Source organism: Leucobacter sp. L43, from assembly GCF_016597785.1.
Classification (GTDB): Bacteria; Actinomycetota; Actinomycetes; order Actinomycetales; family Microbacteriaceae; genus Leucobacter; species Leucobacter alluvii.
This window is the reverse complement of the sequence record NZ_JAENJG010000001.1, coordinates 713,669-733,513: the sequence shown is the minus strand read 5'-3', so window position 1 is coordinate 733,513 and position 19,845 is coordinate 713,669. Positions and strand designations below refer to the sequence as shown.

The window sequence follows — 19,845 nt, the reverse complement described above, 5'->3', positions numbered from 1 at the left end:
CCTCACCGTCACGCGGATCGAGCGCCGCCCGGTCCAGTCCCTGTCTCGGTGGGCGGCAGGCCCGCAAGTGCTTGAGGATACGAGCCCGCGGTGCGCTCCGCGAGGTGCAGCAGTGCCGCGGGCACGGTTCTGCCGGACGCCACCATCGTTCGCGCCCAGAGGCGACCAGCGCGGTACGAGGACCTCACGAGCGGGCCGGCAAGCACGCCGGAGAAGCCGAGCGACTCCGCTTCGTCGTGCAGGTCGACGAATTCCTCTGGCGGCACCCAACGAGCGATCGGGTGATGCCGTGCCGAGGGGCGGAGGTACTGGGTCAGGGTGAGGATCTCGCACCCTGCGGCTCTGAGTTCGGTCATCGTCTCGGAGATCTCCGCACGCGTTTCGCCCATTCCGAGGATGAGGTTCGATTTGGTCACCATTCCCGCATGGTGCGCCCTCGTGATGACCCCCAGTGAGCGTTCGTATCGGAAGCCGGGCCGAATGCGGCGGAAGATGCGGGGCACGGTTTCGAGATTGTGGGCGAACACCTGCGGAGCCGCCTCGAACACCTGCTCGAGATCCTCAGGCCGGCCGCCGAGATCGTCGACGAGCACCTCGACGCCGGCGCCGGGATTCATGGCGCGCACCTGCCGAATGGTCTCAGCGAAGAGCCAAGCGCCGGTGTCGGGCAGGTCATCGCGTGTCACGCCGGTGATGGTGGCGTACCTCAGGCCCATGGTGCGCACCGATTCTGCGACCCGGCGCGGCTCGTCGCGGTCGAGCGGGAGCGGCTTTCCGCTTGTGATCATGCAGAAGTCGCACCTCCGGGTGCAGATCGAACCCCCGATGAGAAACGTTGCTTCGCGATCCTCCCAACACTCGAAGACGTTGGGGCAGCCGGCCTCCTGGCAGACCGTGTGGAGCCCTTCGCCTGCGACCAGGTCGCGCACCTGGCGGTACTCCGGGCCGAGCCGGGCGCGCGTCTTGATCCACTCCGGTTTCCGCTCGATCGGAGTCTCGGCGTTGCGGGCCTCGACGCGGAGGAGCGGTCGGCCCTCAGGCTCGGGGCGTGTGCCGGTCGAAGGCAGGCGACGCGCGCTCATGCGGTGAACTCCGCGATCACATGGGCGAGGTGCACCTGGAGGTCGGGTGCCACGATCTCGGGCGGGATTCTCCGACCGGCGAGTGCGCTCAGCGTGGTCACGCCGGCGTCTGGAATCCCGCATGGCACGATCCGGGAGAACGGCTCGAGGTCGTTGCAGCAGTTGATCGCAATTCCATGGGTGATGATGCCGGCGCGGGCGCGCAAGCCGATCTGTGCGAGTTTCGTCGGCGGACGATCAGGATGGGTCACCCATACTCCCGAGCGGCCTTCCACGCGTGTGCCCGATACGCCGAATGCGGCCACGGTGTCGATGATCGCCGTCTCGAGGGCGCGTACGAAGTCGACGACGCCGGCGCCGGACCGCAGCCGGACGACCGGATAGCACACCAGTTGGCCCGGACCGTGCCAGGTGACTCGTCCGCCCCGGTCGACGACGACGACGGGACTGCCGTCCGACGGGTACTCATCCGGCTCGGCGCGGCGACCGGCGGTGTACACCGGCGGGTGCTCGAGCAAGAGGACCGTGCCGCGGTCGACGCCCTGCTCGATGCGGTCGACCGCCTCGGCCTGGAGCTCGAGTGCGCGCTCGTACGGCACGCAATCAGGGTGGAATCCGAGCGAGAGCATCGGCGTTCGAGAACGGGCGGATGGAATCGGCATCGACGCAGTGGCCATGCGATCACTGTAGATGGACTCGGTTCAACAAAGCAACCGGCGCAGCGAGCGAAGGGCTGCGGGTGGGGTGCCAGCACTCGCGCGTCGGTGTCCAGCGGTGCTGCGCCGCGGCGACGCCGCGCCCTGCGATCAGACCGAGCGGAAGACCGCGACCACGCGCCCGAGTACTTCCGCGTGATCGCCCAGGATCGGCTCGAACGCGCTGTTGCGAGGCAGGAGCCAGGTGTGCCCGTCTCGGCGGCGGAACACCTTCACCGTTGCCTCTCCATCGAGCATCGCTGCGACGATGTCTCCGTTCTCGGCTTCGCGCTGCTGCCGGATCACCACGAAATCCCCATCGCAGATCGCTGCGTCGATCATCGAATCGCCGACGACGCGCAGCATGAAGAGCTGTCCGTCGCCGACGAGAGCGCGGGGGAGCGGCACGATCTCCTCGACCTGCTGCTCCGCAGTGATCGGTACGCCGGCCGCGATCTGACCGACGAGCGGAACGTACGCCGCTTCTTCGGGGCGCTGCGCGGGTGCGTCGTCGATCGCCGACGAGGTCGAGGCGAGCTCGACCAGGATCTCCAGGGCTCTCGGCCGGTTGGGGTCGCGGCGGATGTAGCCGCCCAGCTCGAGCCTGCTGAGCTGATGCGTGACGCTCGAGAGCGAGGAGAGCCCCACCGCGTCGCCGATCTCTCGCATGCTCGGCGGATACCCCCGGCTCTCCACTGAGCGCGCGATGCACTCGAGGATCGCCTGCTGCTTCTCGCTCAGCGGCTTCGTGGATCGGGGCGCGGCTGCGTCGCTCATCGCTGTCCTTTCTGGCCCCAGGGGGCGATGCGGATGGGGCGCGATCCATGAATGTCGGTGGGTGCTGATTCAGTGATCCCGTTGACCGAAACCCTAGCCGCAGCATTCGAAGACCGACAAACATATGTTCGAGTGTCGCGGAAAAAGAGCGAAACGTATCTTCGAAAAGACGCTTGCGGTTTCGATTCATCGAATATATATTCGAAACAGATGTTCGCATGGGCTCCACGCCCGCGTCATCGCAAGACTAAGGAGAAGTCATCATGAGCGCATCTGCTGTTCTGGGCCGGGAATCACGAGAGTCGACCGAAGCTTCGGGCTCGCTCCGCCTGACCCGGCGCGGGCGCATCGTGTTCGGTGGATTCGCCACGGTGCTCGTCGCCGGTCTTCTCGCTCTCATGGCGGCACTCGCGGCTCCGGAGGCGATGGCCGCGGCTGAGGGGCCGAACGGCGAGCAGTTCGATTACGTCGTGGTGCAGCCGGGCAGCTCGCTCTGGTCGCTGGCGACTGATCTCGACCCGACGGCCGACCCTCGCGATGTCATCACTGAGATTGTGCAGTTGAACCAGCTGGACGGTTCATCGCTGCAGGCGGGTGATGCGATCGCCGTTCCGCTGCGGTACTCAGATCATCCGCGCGTGGTGTCGGGCGACGAACTCGGGGCCTGACCGACTGATCGTCGAGGGGCTCACCGGCTTTAGACTGGTCGGGTGACTAGCTTGAGCGACCTCCCTCTTCGTGACAATCTCGTCGGCCAGGAGCCCTACGGCGCCCCGCAAGACGCGGTAGCGGTGAGCCTGAACGTCAACGAGAACACGCATCCCATTCCCGAGCACGTCGCCATCGACATCGTTCAGTCACTCGCTCGAGCGGTAACCGGTGTGAACCGATACCCTGACCGCGAGTTCACGGAGCTTCGGAGCTCCCTCGCGGGGTACCTCGGCCACGGCCTCAGCGTGGAACAGCTCTGGGCGGCGAACGGATCGAACGAGGTGCTGCAGCAGGTGCTGCAGGCATTCGCCGGTCCGGGGCGGTCACTGCTGAGCTTCACGCCGACGTATTCGATGTACCCGCTGCTCGCCTCCGGAACCGATACCGAATGGATCGCTGTCGAGCGTCCCGCAGATTACGCGCTCACGCCGGAGGGCGTCGCCGAAGCGCTGCGCGAGCACCAGCCGGACGTCGCGATCCTCTGCGGTCCGAACAATCCGACGGGCACGTCGCTCGATCGTGAGGTGATCCTCGCCGCTTACGATGCGTTCGACGGCATGCTCGTCGTCGACGAGGCGTATCACGAGTTCGACACCGAGCGTGAGAGCGCGGTGTCACTGCTCCCCGGACGCCACAGGCTCCTCGTATCGCGGACCATGAGCAAAGCGTTCGCGTTCGCGGGCGTGCGTCTCGGATACCTCGCCGCCGACGCGGCAGTGGTCGACGCCCTGCGGCTCGTGCGCCTGCCGTATCACCTGTCAGCGCTCACCCAGGCGGCCGCGACCGCTGCGATTCGTCACGCCGACGCGATGCTCGCCACGGTGGCCGACATCAGTGCGCAACGCGATCGTCTCGCGGACGCCCTCACCGCCCTCGGATACGTCGTGCACCCGTCGGGAGCCAACTTTCTGCTCGTCGGCGGGTTCACCGACCCGTCGGCCACGTTCGAAGCGCTGCGCGCACGTGGCATCCTCATCCGCAATCTCAGCATTCCAGGCCACCTGCGCATCACCGCAGGCACGAAGGCCGAGACGAGTGCGGTGATCGAGGCGATCACGGCACTCGGGCCGGGCGGCGCCTGATCGATCCCGGCGTACCGTCGGTTCCTGGGGAACGCAGATAGACTGACAACCATGACTGCAGCACCGCGCACCGCCTCGCTCGAGCGATCCACGAGCGAGTCGCAGATCAGTGTCAGCGTCGATCTCGAAGGCTCGGGGTCTTCGCAGATCGAGACCGGGGTTCCGTTCTTCGATCACATGCTCACGGCGTTCGCCCGCCACTCGCTCACAGATCTGACGGTGAACGCGGTCGGCGATGTGCACATCGATGTCCACCACACCGTCGAAGACACCGGGATTCTGCTGGGCCAGGCCATTCTCGAAGCGCTCGGCGATAAAGCCGGGATCTCGCGTTACGGCGACGCACTGGTGCCACTGGATGAGGCGCTCGCACAGGCGGTCGTCGACATCTCCGGTCGGCCGTACCTCGTGCACTCGGGAGAGCCTGCCGGGTTCGAGTTCCATCTCATCGGCGGTCACTTCACGGGTTCGATGGTGCGGCACTTCTTCGAGGCCCTGACGCTGAACGCACGGCTGACCGTGCATCTCGAGTTGCGTGCCGGCCGTGACCCGCACCACATCGCAGAGGCCGAGTTCAAGGCATTCGCCCGAGCTTTCCGCGAGGCGAAGTCGCTCGATCCGCTCGTCTCGGGTGTGCCCTCGACGAAGGGCGCGCTGTGAGCGCTCCCTCCGACGCGCCGCGCAAGACGGTGGCGGTGCTCGACTACGGGTCTGGCAATGTGCACTCGGCGGTGAAGGCGCTCGTCCACGCGGGAGCCGACGTCGAGCTGACGCGCGACCCGGGCGCCGTCATGGCAGCAGACGGACTCCTGGTCCCCGGGGTCGGTGCGTTCGACGCCGTGATGCGACAGCTGCGCGCCGTCCGCGGAGACGAGCTCATCGACCGTCGGCTCGCAGGAGGCCTCCCGGTACTCGGAATCTGCGTCGGGGAGCAGGTCATGTTCTCGCACGGCATCGAGCGCGGAATCGAAACCGAGGGACTCGGTCAGTGGCCGGGAACCGTGCGTCAGATCAACGCGCCAGTGCTCCCGCACATGGGGTGGAACACCGTCGACGTGCCTCAGGGATCGAGACTCTTCGCCGGTCTCGAAGCCGAGCGCTTCTACTTCGTGCACAGCAATGCCGCGACTGAATGGTCCATCGAAGGGCGCACCCCGGCCACCCGCCCCCTGGTCACCTGGGCCGAGCACGGCGAGCGGTTCATCGCAGCGGTGGAGAACGGTCCGCTGAGTGCGACGCAGTTCCACCCGGAGAAGTCGGGGGACGCTGGCATCCGGCTGCTGCGCAACTGGATCGACACTCTGTAAGTCCATCGAGACCGGCCTCACGCGGCCGGATCCCCACTCGCTCGGGCCGCAGCTGGTGCGGCCCGACCGCGCACACCCGAGAAGGAGAAGCCCCCCATGACTGAACTCGCCGAACGCCCGAAGCTGGAACTGCTTCCGGCGATCGACATGGTCGACGGCAAGGCGGTGCGGCTCACCCAGGGTGAGGCCGGAACCGAGACGAACTACGGCGATCCCGTGGACGCCGCACTCGACTGGATCGATCAGGGCGCGGAATGGATCCACCTCGTCGACCTCGACGCGGCCTTCGGCCGGGGGAGCAACGTGGCGGTCGCGCGCAAGATCATCAAGCGCTCAGGCGATGTGAAGATCGAATTCTCAGGGGGCATACGAGACGACGAGTCGCTCGAAGCCGCCCTTGAGATGGGAGCCACGCGCGTCAATCTCGGCACTGCGGCGCTCGAGAACCCGGAGTGGACTGAGGCGGTGATCGCGCGTTTCGGCGAGCGAGTCGCCGTGGGGTTGGACGTGCGCGGAGAGACGCTCGCTGCGCGCGGCTGGACGGAAGAGGGCGGCAACCTGTGGGAGGTGCTCGACCGTCTCGAGGAGGCGGGCTGCTCCCGGTACGTCGTGACGGATGTCACCAAGGACGGGACCCTGCGCGGACCGAACATCGAGTTGCTCGCGCGGGTGTGCGCCAGGACGAACCGCCCGGTCGTCGCCTCGGGCGGCGTGTCGAGCCTCGACGACCTCGCCGCGCTCCGAGAGCTCGTCGACGACGGTCTGGAAGGCGCGATCGTCGGGAAGGCGCTCTACGACGGAGCCTTCTCCTTGCCCGCTGCTCTCGACGTCGCAGGGCGCTAGAGCGGACATCCCGCGACTCATGGCGATCAAGAAGCTTCCCTCTACCGGCGATTCGCCCCGCAGCACCGGAGTTCCGGACAGTCTCGTCGGCGGCGGCGCCTCCGACTCGGCGGGATTCCCCTGGGCAGGGCGCACGTTCGACCATCACGACACGGCTTTCTCCGGCGATGACGGAAGCGCATCGCCCACGCACATCGCCCTCGTGACCGCTGTGCGCGACGCTGCCGCTGCGGCGCGGAGCGCTGCAGCTTCGGCCGATTACTGGGACGCCGTGCGCGTGGTCGCTGACGCGCAGGCGGATGTGATCGCGGGGTTCGCGACCGAACGGTTTCTCGTGCCGATGCTCGCAGAGGCGGGCGATGTCGGACAGACTCCAGATGGGCGAACGGTCGAGAAATCGCAGGAACTGTCGATCGTCGCGGTCGCCGCTCCAGACGGCAGGAAGGCACTGCCGATCTTCAGTTCCGTTGCAACGCTGAACCGCTGGAACCCGGAGGCGCGACCGATTCCTGTCCCCGGCGCGCAGACCGCCTTGGCCGCGGCTCAAGACGGGACAGAGCTCATCATCATCGATCCGGGGACCCCTGAGCGTGAATTCGGAGTGCGTCGCACCGCGCTCGAGGCCCTCGCCCTGGGAAGGCGCGTGATCCCGGCGTGGGCGGACGCCGCAGTGCAGGAGGAGTTCAGAGGACTCGGTGCCGCCGACCCGCGCATCGCAGAGCTCTGGCTCGTTCCCGGAGAACTCGAGAGTCGCCTGCTCCAGCCGGAGGTCACGGTGCTCGTGCGGGTCGCGGAAGGCGCCGCCGGCGCGCGACGCGAGGTGCTCGAAGCGCTGCAGGCCCGAATCGCAGCATCGGAGGTCGTGGCGGATCGCGTCGACTCCTTGACGCTGAGACCCGTCGCGGGCGAGTAGCCGCGGGGAGCGCCCGCAGCGCCCGTCGTCACACGAGATTGAGAAGCACGATGTAGCAAGCGGTGCCGGCGGCGACGCTGAGTACGGCCCGCCGCCGCCCGACGAGATGCACCACGATCGTCACCGCCGTGGCGACGAGCACGGCCCACCAGTGGCTCGGGCGCGCCGCCAGTTCATCGCGCAGGATGACGACCGCGAGAATGAAGAGGATGCCGGCGGGCATCCATCGGCCGAGAGCGGTCACGAACTTCGAGCGGCGCAGCGGTTTCAGGATCGCGAACGGCAGGGCGCGCAGGGCGATGGTGATGACGGCGCCGACGGCGACCGCTGCGATCAAGTACCCGAGATCAGGCATGTTCCTCCGCCGTTCCCGTCGGGTCGTCCGTGCCGGGGAGCCCGTCCCCATCGCTCCCGACGGACTTCCTCCGGGCTCTCGTGACCGCATACCGGCCCGCGAGCAGCGCAGTGAAGACGAGGAGCGCGGCGAGCAGCGCACTCTCGGGAACGGTCACGATCGCGATCGCCGCTGCGAGGGCTGCGAGCAACGCTGACGGCACCTCCCGGCGGGTGCGCACGGCGTCGAGCGTCATCACGACGAAGAGGGCGACGAGCGCGAACTCGAATCCCTCGATCGGCTCTGGAAGCGCCGTGGCGAGGGCGACGCCGATGAGCCCGCCGACGACCCAGTAGGTCTGCATCGCGAGCTGCCCGGCGACCATGCGCGCGGAGGTCAGCCGGTTCTCGTCCATGAGCACGTATGTTGCGTAAGCCTCATCGATCATCGCGTACACCGAGTACGCGCGAGGCAGACCGCGCCTCACTCGCGACACCGGAAATGAGAACGCGTAGAAGACGTGTCTGAAGTTCACCGCGAACACGGTGATCGCGATGGTGACCAGCGGTGTCGCTGCAGCGATGAGGCTGACGAGCAGCAGCTCTACGGAACCGGCGAAGATGCCGATCGACAGCGCCGGTGCGAGCCACCACGGGAGTCCCGCCTGGACCACGAGGACGCCGAGAGCGACCCCGAGCGGCAGTATTCCGATGCCGACGCCCAAGGAGTCGCCGAGGCCGGCAGCGATCTCGGCGCGCCTGGGCGGCCGGGGAGCTCGCGCTGCGGCGGCGTCCGAGGGAGGGCGGGGCACTGCGGATCCTCTCAGTTCACGGGACCCGTGTACTTCTCGCCCGGTCCCTTGCCGATCGGATCAGGAATCACCGAAGCCTCGCGGAACGCGAGCTGCACGGAGCGCAGCCCGTCACGCAGACTGCGCGCATGCATGTCGCTCACCTCCGGAGCGCCCGCCGTGATGAGGCCGGCGAGGGCGTTGATCAGCTTGCGCGCCTCGTCGAGGTCGATCTGCGTCTCGGGGTCGTCGGCGAGTCCGACCTTGACCGCGGCAGCGCTCAGCAGGTGCACGGCGGCGGTGGTGATGACCTCGACGGCGGCGACGTCGGCGATGTCCCGCGTCGCCTGCGAGATGTCGTCTCCGCTGGAATCCGCTGCTGCGGCGGGGGTGGTGGGCTGGTCGGCGGTGTGCTCGCTCATGACGTCCTGTCTGCTGCTGCGGTAGGTGTGCTACGATTGATCCGGTTCTCGGTGTTCTGCCGAGATCACGGAAGTGGAGATTCTCCCACCCGGCACCGTTTCAAGGTTACCGGGTAGTTGACACCCCGCCGATCACTCGGCAGCTGCACAAGGGTGTGGGATGGCGCGTGCGCGGTCCTGATCTCGATGCTCCGTGGCTCCGTTCCGGAGCGCCCACCCATGAGATCAGAGGAGCCGGCGATCAGCGATCCCCGTACGAATGACAGAATCCGCGTCCCCGAGGTGCGACTGGTAGGACCCAGTGGCGAGCAGGTCGGCGTCGTGCCGATCGAGACTGCGCTCCGCATGGCTGTGGACGCCGATCTCGATCTCGTCGAGGTTGCCCCGAACTCGAAGCCTCCCGTTGCCAAGATCATGGACTTCGGGAAGTACAAGTACGAGGCAGCTCAGAAGCAGAAGGAAGCACGCCGTAATCAGGCGAACACCGTGCTCAAAGAGGTGCGCTTCCGCCTGAAGATCGACACGCATGACTACGAGACGAAGATGAAGCGCGCTGTCGGCTTCCTGTCGCAGGGAGACAAGGTCAAGGCGATGATCCTGTTCCGCGGCCGCGAGCAGTCGCGGCCGGAGATGGGTGTGCGCCTGCTGCAGCAGTTCTCCGAGGACATCGCCGAATACGGTGTCGTCGAGTCGAACCCGCGCATCGACGGTCGCAACATGGTCATGGTCGTCGCTCCGCTCAAGAACAAGTCCGAAGCGAAAGCCGAGCTGAATGCTCGTCGCGCTGAGGAGAAGGCCACTCGTCGGGCCGACAAGACCGCAGGTACGGACTCGGACGACGAATGAACTGCGGTGCGCTGCCGAGCGCAGCGCCACCCCGCAATCCGCGGCCGTGAGGCTCGCACACAACAAGGAGAAATCGATGCCCAAGCAGAAGACCCACTCGGGGGCCAAGAAGCGCTTCAAGCTCACCGGCTCCGGCAAGCTGATGAAGCAGCAGGCCGGCATGCGCCACAACCTCGAGGTGAAGGCCTCGAAGCGCAAGCGCCGTCTGAACGCCGAGCAGGTGCTCGCCAAGGGCGACGCCAAGCAGGCCATGAAGCTCCTCGGTCACTGACCGGCGCGAGCGCATAGCTTTCATCTGAGAATTTTCTAAGGAAGAACTGAAATGGCAAGAGTCAAAAGGGCCGTCAACGCCCACAAGAAGCGTCGCGTCATCCTCGAGCGTGCCGAGGGATACCGCGGTCAGCGTTCGCGCCTGTACCGGAAGGCCAAAGAGCAGGTCATCCACTCGCTGGTCTACTCGTACAACGACCGCCGCAAGAAGAAGGGCGACTTCCGCCGCCTGTGGATCCAGCGCATCAACGCCGGTGCACGTGCGAACGGCCTGACCTACAACCGCTTCATCCAGGGTCTCGGCCTTGCAGGCGTCGAGGTCGACCGTCGTATGCTCTCCGAGCTGGCCACGAACGAGCCCGCAGCCTTCGCCGCGCTCGTCGAGGTCGCGAAGTCGGCGCTGCCCGAGGACACCTCGGCTCCGAAGGCCGCGTAAGCAGTTCTTCCTGTCGAAGACCCTCGCTCCCCTGGGGAGCGGGGGTCTTCTGCGTTCTGCTGGCGCGGGGGAGTGAGCCGCTGCGCCAGTAGGCTGAACTCATGACCGACGAGATGCTGAGCAACACGAAGTCCGAACGCGTGCGACGAATCGCATCCCTCGCCCGGAAGAAGGAGCGCCAAGCGCACGGCCGCTTCCTCGTGGAGGGCCCGCAGGCGGTGCGCGAGCTGCTCGTGCATCGTCCGGAGCTCACCGAAACCGTCTACGCGACGCTCGGCGCGGAGAACTGGCAGGTCGAGATCGCCCGCCTCGCCTCGGATGCGGGCGTGCGGTTGGAGCGAGCGACCACCGAAGTCATCTCGGCGATGTCGGAGACGGTCAACCCGCAGGGCGTCGTCGCCGTCGCGCGTACGTGGGGCGAGCCGACCGAGGGTGCACTCGCGGAAGCACGGCTCGTCGCGATCCTGCACGAGATCCGCGATCCGGGCAACGCCGGTACCGTGCTGCGAGCGGCGGACGCCGCCGGGGCGGACGCCGTGATCTTCGCGGGGGAGAGCATCGATCCGTTCCACCCGAAGGTGGTGCGCTCCACGACGGGATCGCTCTTCCACATCCCCGTGCTCGTGATGTCGACGCTGGAGGCGGCGGTGGAAGCCGCGCGAGCCTCGGATCTCTCGGTACTCGCGGCAGACGTGCGCGGCTCCGACGTGCTCGAAGCTCGCGCGGAGGGGGCGCTCGGCGGTCCGATCGCGTGGGTGTTCGGCAATGAGGCCCGAGGGTTGAGCGAGGCTGACCGTGCGCTCGCCGATCGCTCAGTGCGACTTCCCATCTACGGCGCGGCGGAATCGCTGAATCTCGCCACGGCGGCGAGCGTGCTGCTCTACGAGACGGCGTTCGCGCAGCGCAGCCGCTAGGCGCCGCGGTCCAGGTCTGCGCTCCCGCCGTACTCGGCCTGCGAGAATGGGCGAATGCCCCGTATCGATCTCAACAGCGACCTCGGTGAATCGTTCGGCAGTTACGCTTTCGGCGACGACACCGCGGTGCTCTCATCCGTGTCGAGTGCCAATGTGGCCTGCGGGTTCCACGGCGGTGATCCGCGCGGCATACGTGCGACCTGCGCGGCGGCGCACGCTGCCGGAGTGGCGATCGGCGCGCATCCGGGCTACCGCGATCTCGCCGGGTTCGGTCGTCGATTCATCGAGTACGAACCGGGCGAATTGACCGACGAGATCATCTACCAGCTCGGCGCCGTGCAGGCGCTTGCGCGGAGCGTCGGCTCCGCTGTGCGGTACGTGAAACCGCACGGTGCGCTGTACAACGCCATCGCGCATCACGAGGGACAGGCCCGTGCGGTCGTGCGCGCCCTGCGCGAATCCGGCACGGGGCTCCCGCTCCTGGTGCCGCCCGACTCGGTGATCGAACGGGTGGCCGAGGAGTCGGGAGTGCGCACCTTCTCCGAAGCCTTCGCCGATCGTGCGTACGCACCAGACGGCTCCCTCGTGCCGCGCGCCGTCTCCGGGGCGGTGCTGACCGGGGATGCCGCAACGGCGCAAGCGATGAGAATCGCGACGACGGGTCGGGTGCTCGCCGTCGACGGCACGGAGATCGCCGTGCGTGCTGACAGCATCTGCCTGCACGGCGATCATCCCGCAGCGGTGCGGTTGGCCGGCGACATTCGCACGGCGCTCGAGGGCTGCGGCGTCGAGATCGGGAGCTTCGTCTAGATGGGCGGTTCGAAGCGGATGCGCTCGGCGGGGGCTGGAGGTTCGTCGCCGTTCACGGTGCGCGCGGTCGGCGATCGAGCTTGCATCGTCGACCTGCCGGATCTTGACACGGTACTCGGGCTCGCCGCGATCCTCAGAGAACGAGGCTTTCCCGGCGTCATCGATATCGTGCCGGCGGCGCGCACGGTCCTGGTGACGTGCGTCGACCGCGCCAGTGCGCGTCGAATCGCCGATGAGATCGCCGGGCTCCCCTCTGGCATCGCGGGCTTCGCGCGCTCGATGCTGGGGGAGTCGGCGCGTGTGGCGATCGTCGACGTCGTGTACGACGGCGAGGACCTCGAGGCGGTCGGAGCGCTGACCGGGCTCAGCGCGGCCGGCGTGGTCGCGGCGCACAGCGGCTCTCGATGGACGGCGGCGTTCGGCGGCTTCGCTCCCGGGTTCGTGTACCTCACCGGCGGTGATGCCGCGCTGCGCGTGCCGCGACTCGAGTCACCCCGCGAGCGCGTCGCCCCCGGGTCGGTGGGGCTCGCCGGGGCGTTCTCCGCGGTCTACCCCGGGGCCTCTCCCGGAGGATGGCGGCTGATCGGGCGCACGACCGCTCAACTGTGGGATGCGACGCGTGAACGCGCGTCGCTGATCGCACCTGGCGACACGGTGACATTCCGCGCCGTGCGCGAGCAGGTCGCGCTCGCAGCGCCCGTGCCCGATGCGCCGGACGCGCCGGACGCGCCTTCGGCGGTACCGGACGCGTCGCCGGTCCCGCCCGAGGCGGCGTCGAGCTCCGCCATCACGGTGATCGACCCGGGGATGCAGACACTCGTGCAAGACGCGGGGCGGGCTGGACACTCGGCGATCGGTGTGAGCCCTTCCGGCGCCGCCGACCGCGTTGCGCTGCGCCGCGCCAACCGGGCGGTGGGCAACGCTGACGGGGCCGCTGCGCTGGAAACGCTGAACGCGGCACTCGTCGTGCGCGCCGACGTCGATGTCTCTATCGCGTTGGCCGGAACGGACGCCACGGCTGAGATCGTCGGCGCTGGCGACGAGCGGCGGACGCCGCCCTCGAGTCAGGAAGCGTTCACCGTGCGCCGAGGGGAGGTGCTGCGCGTCGGGCGGGCCACGCGCGGAATGCGCGGGGTGTTCGCGATACGGGGAGGCTTCGCGGTGCCGCGCGTACTCGGAAGCGCGAGTCACGACAGCCTGTCGGGCATCGGCCCGGCTCCGCTCGCGGCGGGCGATGCCCTCGCGATCGACGATCCTCGACAGGCAGATCGGGCGGCGCACTCGCCCGAGTCGGATGGTCATCCCATCGGTGACGAGGTGCAGCTCCGCTTCGTACCGGGTCCGAGGAGCGACTGGTTCGACGCGAAGGCTCGTGCCGCCTTGGCGTCGCAGAGCTGGCGCCTGAGCGCGTCGTCGAATCGCGTCGGCGCGCGATTCGACGGGACGCCGCTCCGGCGCGCGCGGCACGACGAGCTGCCGAGCGAGGGCACCGTCCGCGGATCCATCCAGGTGCCTCCGAATGGCCTTCCCGTGCTCTTCCTCGCCGACCACCCCGTGACGGGCGGCTACCCCGTCATCGGGACTGTGATCGATGCCGATACCGATATCGCCGCGCAACTGCGCCCCGGTTCGCACGTGCGGTTCGTCCCCGTCGATCCCGACGACCCGCACCTCGGCTCCCGTCCCGACGCGCGCTCGGAGATTCCCGAGGCCGTCCGTCTCTCGTTCGAAGTCGATGGGAAGCGGGTCGCCGTCACGCTACCCGGTGCGCTCGCCGTCGCGCTCGACCGGCTCTCGGCGACGGACATCGGAGACGACGGGCGGCTCCTCATGGAAGATACGGTGGCGACCCTGCTGCGCGACATCCTGTCGGCCTCGGCCGCCGCCGCTGCCGGTAAGATAGGGACTCGTGTCAGACAGCGCCCCGAAATCGAATCCGATCACCGCTGAAGCGGCAGAAGCAGCGGTCACGGCCGCGCTCGCCGCCTTCGCAGCGGCAGACTCCGTCGCAGAGCTGAAAGCCGCGCGCACCGCGCACGCGGGCGACGGCTCAACGATCGCTCAGCTCAACGCGCAGATGCGCGCGGTGCCGAAGGACGAGAAGGCCGCGACGGGCAAGCTCATGGGGCAGGCGCGCGGACGCATCGAGGGCGCCTATCACGGGCGTGAGTCGGAGCTCGCGGCGCAGGAGGCCGCGGCACGGCTCGTCGCCGAGACCGTCGACGTGACTGCGGCACCGGTGCGTCGCACTGCCGGGAGCCGGCACCCGCTCGCCCAGTTGCAGGACGAGGTCTCCGACGTGTTCATCGGAATGGGGTGGGAGATCGCCGAGGGCCCAGAGGTCGAGCACGAATGGTTCAACTTCGACGCGCTCGGGTTCGACCCTGATCACCCGGCGCGCGCGATGCAGGACACGTTCTTCATCGAACCGGCCGATCGGCACCTGGTGCTGCGCACCCACACCTCGCCCGTGCAGATCCGCTCGCTGCTCGACCGCGAGCTTCCGGTCTACGTGGTCGCGCCCGGGCGTACGTACCGCACCGATGAGCTCGACGCCACGCACACCCCGGTCTTCAGTCAGATCGAGGGCATCGCCATCGATCGCGGCCTGACGATGGCGCATCTGCGCGGCACGCTCGAGCACTTCGCTCGCCAGATGTTCGGCGCAGAGGCGGAGATCCGGTTGCGACCGAACTTCTTCCCGTTCACCGAGCCGTCGGCCGAGATGGATGTCTGGCAGCCGCATGCGAAGGGCGGTGCGCGCTGGGTCGAATGGGGCGGATGCGGCATGGTCGATCCGAAACTGCTCGCCGCTGCCGGCATCGATCCCGATGAGTACCAGGGCTTCGCCTTCGGCATGGGCATCGAGCGCACCCTGCAGTTCCGCCACGACATCAACGACATGCGCGACATGGTCGAAGGCGATGTCAGATTCAATCGTCAGTTCGGAGGACTGGTCTAATGCGCATTCCGCTCAGCTGGCTCGGCGAGATCGTCTCGCTGCCCGAAGACGTCACCCCAGAAGCGGTGCACGCCGACCTCGTACGCGTCGGCTTCGAAGAGGAGTCGATTCGACGCTTCGATGTGACCGGCCCCGTCGTCGTCGGCGAGGTGCTCTCCCGCGAACCCGAGGAGCACTCGAACGGCAAGACGGTGAACTGGTGCCAGGTGCGCGTCGCCCCCGAGGGTCAGCAGGCCGCCGACGGCGGAGCCGACGTGCGCGGTATCGTCTGCGGCGCCCACAACTTCGACGCGGGCGACAAAGTCGTCGTGTCACTGCCAGGGGCGGTGCTGCCCGGAGGGTTCGCGATCTCTGCGCGCAAGACGTACGGGCACGTCTCCGACGGCATGATCGCCTCGGCCCGCGAACTGTCGCTCGGTGAGGATCACGAGGGCATCATCGTGCTCTCCCGTCTGGGTCTCGATCCCGTCGTCGGCGCGGACGCCCGAGCACTGCTCGGCCTCTCGGATACCGCGGTCGAGATCAACGTGACTCCCGATCGCGGCTACGCGTTCTCCGTGCGGGGCGTTGGGCGCGAGTACGCCCACGCGACCGGTGCGAGCTTCACCGATCCGGCCCTCGCCGTGTCGCCCGCGATCGGCACCGGGTTCTCGGTCACGCTCGACGACCGGGCTCCGATTCGCGGGCGCGCCGGTGCCACCGGCTTCGTGACTCGCGTGGTGCGGGGAATCGATCCGTCGCGCCCCACGCCCGCCTGGATGGTCGCGCGGCTCCAGCTCGCCGGCATCCGCTCGCTCTCGCTCGAGGTCGACATCTCGAACTACGTGATGCTCGAGCTCGGTCAGCCGCTGCACGCCTATGATCTGCGCAAGCTCGCCGGCGGTATCACGGTGCGCCGCGCAGCTCCGGGGGAGACTCTGGTCACGCTGGACGGTCAGGAGCGCCAGCTGCACGTCGAGGATCTCGTGATCGCCGACGAATCGGGCGCGATCGGCCTCGCCGGAGTCATGGGCGGTGCCTCGACCAAGGCTGACGACACGACCGTCGACGTGCTGATCGAAGCGGCGACGTTCGATCCGGTCTCCGTCGCTCGCACCGCGCGCAGGCACAAGCTGCCGAGCGAGGCTTCCAAGCGTTTCGAGCGAGGCGTCGACCCGTTGGTGTCGCGCGCCGCGGCGCAGCGCATGGTCGACCTGCTCGTCGAGCTCGCAGGCGGCACGGCGGACGAGCTCGGCTCGGACCTCGTGGCGGGCTGGGAGCCGATCGAGGTGCGGCTGCCGATCGCGCGAGTCAACGGGCTTCTGGGCACGGACTACAGCGAAGGCGAGATCCGCGGCGCGATCGAGACGATCGGCTGCACCATCGTCGCCGACGGCGGCGACGAGCTCGGAGTGACCGCGCCCAGCTGGCGTTCCGATCTCACCCGCAGTGCCGATCTGATCGAGGAGGTCGCGCGCATCGTCGGATACGATCGCATCCCTTCGACGCTGCCGGTGGCTCCCGCCGGTCGCGGACTCACGCGGAGCCAGCGCCTGCGCCGTCGCGTCGCCGACATCATCACGGCAGCCGGGCTCGACGAGGTGCAGAGCTACCCGTTCGTCTCCCGGTCGCAGCTGCAGGCGTTCGGAGCGGGTGCCGAGGGGGCCGGTTCCGGCGCCGCCGCAGAGGCTGACAGCGAGGCGACTCGTGCTGCGGCGCCGCCCGTGGCGGCGATCGCGCTCGCGAATGCGCTCGACGCGCAGTCCCCGTACCTGCGCCGGTCGCTGCTGCCGGGGCTCGTCACCGCCGCTCAGCGCAACGCGTCACGCGGATTGACCGACCTCGCGCTCGTCGAACTGGGACTCGTGTTCGCGCCCGGTGCAGGTGACGCGCCGCTCGGCACCGATACGGTGCCGCCACTCGCGGAGCGGCCGTCTGACGCCGTTCTCGCAGAACTCAACGCATCGATCCCCGACCAACCGCGCCGCATCGCCGGTCTGCTGCTCGGCGATGCCGTGCCGAAGCAGGCGGGTGAGCCGGCCCGCGCCTACGACTGGGCCGACGCCCTCGACGCGGCGCGTACGGTCGCGGGTGCGGTCTCGGCGGAGCTCGTCGTCTCGCAGGGCGCTCACCGTGCCTTCCACCCTGGCCGCACGGCGGAGCTCGCCATCCGCGTCGCCGGCGACGGAGCGGATGCCGACGGCGACGAGGGCGGTCTCGTGGTGATCGGTGTCGCGGGCGAACTGCTGCCCGAGCTGGTCGCCGAGCATCATCTGCCCGGCCGAGTCGCAGCGTTCGAGCTCGATCTCGACCGCTTGATCGAGCTCGCACCGCGCCTGCCGGAGACCGCTCAGCTCTCGACCTATCCCGCCGCGACGCAGGATCTCACCCTCGTCGTCGCCGACGAGGTTCCGGCGGGCGATCTGCTCGCCGTGGTCGTAGCGGGCGCGGGCGACCTGCTCGAAGGTGCGCGAATCGTCGATGACTATCGCGGCGCCGGGATCGAGGCGGGCTCGAAGGCGCTCACGTTCGCATTGCGTTTCCGCGCTGAAGACCGAACGCTCACCGCGGAGGAGGCCAGCGCGGCGAAACTCGCCGGTGTCGAAGCCGCGGCGCTCGCATTCGACGCCAAGCTGCGCGACTGATGACCTGGGGAGACAGGAGGACCGATGACTGGAATCACGCCGTACCTCCTGTTTCCCGGTAACGCTGGCGAAGCGCTCGAGTTCTACCGCTCCGTGTTCGGGGGTGCGCTGGAGATACGAACCTTCGCCGACTTCGGGCGCGTCGACGGACCGGACGACGCCGTCGCGCGCGGCACGCTCGTCGGGCCGGTGGCGATCTACGGGGCTGACGCTGGTGCTGACGAAGACGCGGTGCACATCGGAGGAATGTTCTTCTCCCTGCTCGGAGCAGCGGCGCCATCGACACTCCACCGGTGGTTCGAGGCGCTCGCCGATTCCGGCCGCATCCTGCTTCCGCTGGAGCGCCGCGCCTGGGGCGCGAGCGACGGACAGCTGGTCGATCAGTACGGAGTACGGTGGCTGATCGGCTACGAGGGGGCGTAGACGAGCTCGTCTCGCAGTGGATCGGGCGCGTCACCCCCGGCTCGAGGGCGCGAGGCTGAACATCCAGGGAACACCGAATCGATCGGCGAGCATGCCGAAGGTGTCTCCCCAGGGCGCGGTCTCGAACGGCTCACGGATCTGGGCGCCGTTCGACATGCCCTCCCAGAGCGCCCGGATGCGTTCGGCGTCGTCGCCGGAGACGCACACGGAGTGCCCGAGCGATGCAGCGTCCGGCGCCTCGGCCATGGAGGCCGGGTAGTCGGCGGCCATGATCGTGAGACCGTCTTCCGTGTCGATCTGCCCGTGCATGATCTTCTCCGATTCGGCGGGGTCGCCCATCATGCCGGGTACGGAGTCGTACTGCATGAGGCGGATCTCACCGCCGAGCACCGAGTGGTAGAACTCGAGCGCTTGCCGGGCGTTGCCGTGGAAGTTGAGGTAGGGGTTCAAGCTGATCGACATGAGGACTCCTCGGAGCTCGCGGGGCTGCGACCGGCCCCTCTGCTGACATTGTGCACCGGCAGGAGTGAAAAGTCATCGACCTGACTCTTGTCGCGAGAGTGAGGGCGACGGATACTGAGAGCGGGCGCGCCGTGCCGGCGCCCGAGCGACCACTGGACCCGGCAGTGCTGCCGAGCTCACCGGCGAGAGGAGCAGTCATGACCGACCAGTACATCGTGCCCAACATCTGGTGCCAGCGGAACGCAGAGGAGGTCGGTCGGTTCTATGCGGACGTCTTCCCCGACACGACCACCGAGGTCGAGTCGCGGTACCCGCAGACGGGCCTGCTCGACTTCCAAGCGCCGTTCGCCGGCGAGCCGTTGACCGTGGCGGTGAACCTCGCGGGGTATCGGCTCACGCTGATCAACGCGGGCGAGGAGTTCTTCCCGAATCCATCGATCTCGATGTTCCTGATGTTCGGCGATGCGCGGTTCGGCGGCCCGAAGCTCGCGCGCGCGGCGCTCGATCGGGTGTGGAACGGTCTGCTGCAGGGAGGGACGGTGCTCATGCCTCTGGACGAGTATCCCTTCAGCCCCTACTACGGGTGGGTGCAGGATCGGTACGGCATGAGCTGGCAGCTCAGCGTCAACGACGAGATCGATGCTGAGGCAGCATTCGTCATGCCCTCCCTCATGTTCGGGGGAGCCGCCCAGAATCGGGCGGCAGAAGCACGCGACCGCTACATCGAGGTGTTCGATGACGCGGCGCTGATCGGATCGTTCCCCTACGGCGAGCCCACCGGGCCCGCAACCGCCGAGGCCCTGATGTACAGCGATTTCCGCATCCGGGATCAGCTCTTCGCGGTGATGGACTCAGGTGTGGAGCAGGATTTCTCCTTCACGTGCGGCGTATCGCTCGAGGTGCACTGCGCCGACCAGGTCGAGATCGATCGCCTGTGGGAGGCCCTGTCGGCGGTGCCGGAAGCCGAGCAGTGCGGATGGTTGGCCGACGAGTTCGGCGTGAGCTGGCAGATCGTCCCGGCCAACATGGGTGAGCTCATGGAGCGGCCGAACGCGTTCGAGCACATGCTCGGCATGCACAAAATCGTCATCGACGACCTGTGATCCCGAACGCCCGTTCACCGGCCCCGGCGTTCAGTGAGA

The 19,845-nt window shown here is 68.1% G+C and carries 23 protein-coding genes; 16 read left to right on the top strand and 7 right to left on the bottom strand.

What is annotated here, in order from left to right; all coding sequences use genetic code 11:
- Positions 1–8 precede the first annotated feature (8 nt).
- The 3 genes from lipA to lexA form a co-directional block, all read right to left on the bottom strand.
- Positions 9–1,082: a lipoyl synthase gene (gene lipA, locus JE033_RS03385; protein ID WP_200329464.1), complete on the bottom strand. Its 1,074-nt coding sequence runs from the start codon at positions 1,080–1,082 to the stop codon at positions 9–11.
- Positions 1,079–1,759, bottom strand: a complete 681-nt coding sequence (lipB, locus tag JE033_RS03380) for a lipoyl(octanoyl) transferase LipB (protein WP_234037083.1) — start codon at positions 1,757–1,759, stop codon at positions 1,079–1,081. The genes lipA and lipB overlap by 4 nt, the downstream gene beginning before the upstream one ends.
- Positions 1,760–1,888: 129 nt before the next feature.
- Positions 1,889–2,575: a transcriptional repressor LexA gene (lexA, locus tag JE033_RS03375; RefSeq protein WP_370567934.1), complete on the bottom strand. Its 687-nt coding sequence runs from the start codon at positions 2,573–2,575 to the stop codon at positions 1,889–1,891.
- A gap of 242 nt (positions 2,576–2,817) precedes the next feature.
- On the opposite strand from lexA, the gene JE033_RS03370 reads away from it, so the two are divergent.
- The 6 genes from JE033_RS03370 to JE033_RS03345 all read left to right on the top strand — a co-directional run bounded on the left by JE033_RS03370 (position 2,818) and on the right by JE033_RS03345 (position 7,410).
- The gene (locus JE033_RS03370) at positions 2,818–3,222 is read left to right on the top strand and encodes a LysM peptidoglycan-binding domain-containing protein (RefSeq protein WP_090147888.1); all 405 of its coding nucleotides are present in this window, start codon (positions 2,818–2,820) and stop codon (positions 3,220–3,222) included.
- 42 nt (positions 3,223–3,264) lie between these two features.
- The gene (locus JE033_RS03365; protein WP_200329463.1) at positions 3,265–4,347 is read left to right on the top strand and encodes a histidinol-phosphate transaminase; all 1,083 of its coding nucleotides are present in this window, start codon (positions 3,265–3,267) and stop codon (positions 4,345–4,347) included.
- 51 nt (positions 4,348–4,398) lie between these two features.
- Positions 4,399–5,007, top strand: coding sequence for an imidazoleglycerol-phosphate dehydratase HisB (gene hisB / locus JE033_RS03360; protein WP_200329462.1), 609 nt, complete (start codon positions 4,399–4,401; stop codon positions 5,005–5,007).
- A complete protein-coding gene (gene hisH / locus JE033_RS03355) occupies positions 5,004–5,654 on the top strand; it encodes an imidazole glycerol phosphate synthase subunit HisH (RefSeq protein ID WP_090147896.1) in 651 nt (216 codons plus the stop codon). Before hisB ends, hisH begins: the two co-directional genes overlap by 4 nt.
- A 96-nt stretch (positions 5,655–5,750) precedes the next feature.
- Positions 5,751–6,497, top strand: coding sequence for a bifunctional 1-(5-phosphoribosyl)-5-((5-phosphoribosylamino)methylideneamino)imidazole-4-carboxamide isomerase/phosphoribosylanthranilate isomerase PriA (gene priA / locus JE033_RS03350; protein WP_090147899.1), 747 nt, complete (start codon positions 5,751–5,753; stop codon positions 6,495–6,497).
- Between the two features lie 19 nt (positions 6,498–6,516).
- Positions 6,517–7,410, top strand: coding sequence for an SseB family protein (locus JE033_RS03345; RefSeq protein WP_200329460.1), 894 nt, complete (start codon positions 6,517–6,519; stop codon positions 7,408–7,410).
- 28 nt (positions 7,411–7,438) lie between these two features.
- Here JE033_RS03345 and JE033_RS03340 read toward each other — a convergent pair whose 3' ends face one another.
- From JE033_RS03340 to JE033_RS03330, 3 genes are read right to left on the bottom strand one after another with little or no spacing between them, the layout of a single operon-like run.
- A complete protein-coding gene (locus tag JE033_RS03340; protein WP_090147905.1) occupies positions 7,439–7,765 on the bottom strand; it encodes a branched-chain amino acid transporter permease in 327 nt (108 codons plus the stop codon).
- Positions 7,758–8,555, bottom strand: coding sequence for an AzlC family ABC transporter permease (locus JE033_RS03335; RefSeq protein ID WP_200329458.1), 798 nt, complete (start codon positions 8,553–8,555; stop codon positions 7,758–7,760). Before JE033_RS03335 ends, JE033_RS03340 begins: the two co-directional genes overlap by 8 nt.
- An 11-nt stretch (positions 8,556–8,566) precedes the next feature.
- The gene (locus JE033_RS03330; protein WP_200329456.1) at positions 8,567–8,956 is read right to left on the bottom strand and encodes a DUF1844 domain-containing protein; all 390 of its coding nucleotides are present in this window, start codon (positions 8,954–8,956) and stop codon (positions 8,567–8,569) included.
- Between the two features lie 219 nt (positions 8,957–9,175).
- On the opposite strand from JE033_RS03330, the gene infC reads away from it, so the two are divergent.
- The 9 genes from infC to JE033_RS03285 all read left to right on the top strand — a co-directional run bounded on the left by infC (position 9,176) and on the right by JE033_RS03285 (position 18,241).
- Positions 9,176–9,802, top strand: a complete 627-nt coding sequence (gene infC, locus JE033_RS03325) for a translation initiation factor IF-3 (RefSeq protein ID WP_090147910.1) — start codon at positions 9,176–9,178, stop codon at positions 9,800–9,802.
- A 76-nt stretch (positions 9,803–9,878) separates the two neighbouring features.
- Positions 9,879–10,073 (top strand): 50S ribosomal protein L35, encoded by a 195-nt coding sequence (gene rpmI / locus JE033_RS03320; RefSeq protein WP_010156662.1) that lies wholly within the window; start codon positions 9,879–9,881, stop codon positions 10,071–10,073.
- 51 nt (positions 10,074–10,124) lie between these two features.
- Entirely contained in the window at positions 10,125–10,508 is a 384-nt protein-coding gene (gene rplT / locus JE033_RS03315) for a 50S ribosomal protein L20 (RefSeq protein WP_010156663.1), read from the top strand.
- Between the two features lie 101 nt (positions 10,509–10,609).
- Entirely contained in the window at positions 10,610–11,422 is an 813-nt protein-coding gene (locus JE033_RS03310) for an RNA methyltransferase (RefSeq protein WP_234037082.1), read from the top strand.
- Between the two features lie 54 nt (positions 11,423–11,476).
- On the top strand, positions 11,477–12,232 hold the full coding sequence (locus tag JE033_RS03305; protein WP_200329454.1) for a LamB/YcsF family protein: 756 nt from the start codon (positions 11,477–11,479) through the stop codon (positions 12,230–12,232).
- Positions 12,233–14,182, top strand: coding sequence for an urea amidolyase family protein (locus tag JE033_RS03300; RefSeq protein WP_234037081.1), 1,950 nt, complete (start codon positions 12,233–12,235; stop codon positions 14,180–14,182).
- Positions 14,142–15,194, top strand: a complete 1,053-nt coding sequence (pheS, locus tag JE033_RS03295) for a phenylalanine--tRNA ligase subunit alpha (RefSeq protein ID WP_200329452.1) — start codon at positions 14,142–14,144, stop codon at positions 15,192–15,194. Before JE033_RS03300 ends, pheS begins: the two co-directional genes overlap by 41 nt.
- Positions 15,194–17,818, top strand: coding sequence for a phenylalanine--tRNA ligase subunit beta (gene pheT / locus JE033_RS03290; RefSeq protein WP_200329450.1), 2,625 nt, complete (start codon positions 15,194–15,196; stop codon positions 17,816–17,818). The genes pheS and pheT overlap by 1 nt, the downstream gene beginning before the upstream one ends.
- A 24-nt stretch (positions 17,819–17,842) precedes the next feature.
- Positions 17,843–18,241: a VOC family protein gene (locus JE033_RS03285; protein ID WP_200329448.1), complete on the top strand. Its 399-nt coding sequence runs from the start codon at positions 17,843–17,845 to the stop codon at positions 18,239–18,241.
- Positions 18,242–18,271: 30 nt separating this feature from the next.
- Here the strand turns inward: JE033_RS03285 and JE033_RS03280 are convergent, their stop codons facing one another.
- Complete coding sequence (locus JE033_RS03280) at positions 18,272–18,703, bottom strand: VOC family protein (protein WP_090147924.1); 432 nt, start codon at positions 18,701–18,703, stop codon at positions 18,272–18,274.
- Between the two features lie 197 nt (positions 18,704–18,900).
- On the opposite strand from JE033_RS03280, the gene JE033_RS03275 reads away from it, so the two are divergent.
- Positions 18,901–19,806 carry a VOC family protein gene (locus JE033_RS03275; protein WP_090147927.1) on the top strand — a complete coding sequence of 302 codons (906 nt, stop codon included), beginning with the start codon at positions 18,901–18,903 and terminating at the stop codon, positions 19,804–19,806.
- Positions 19,807–19,845: the final 39 nt, after the last annotated feature.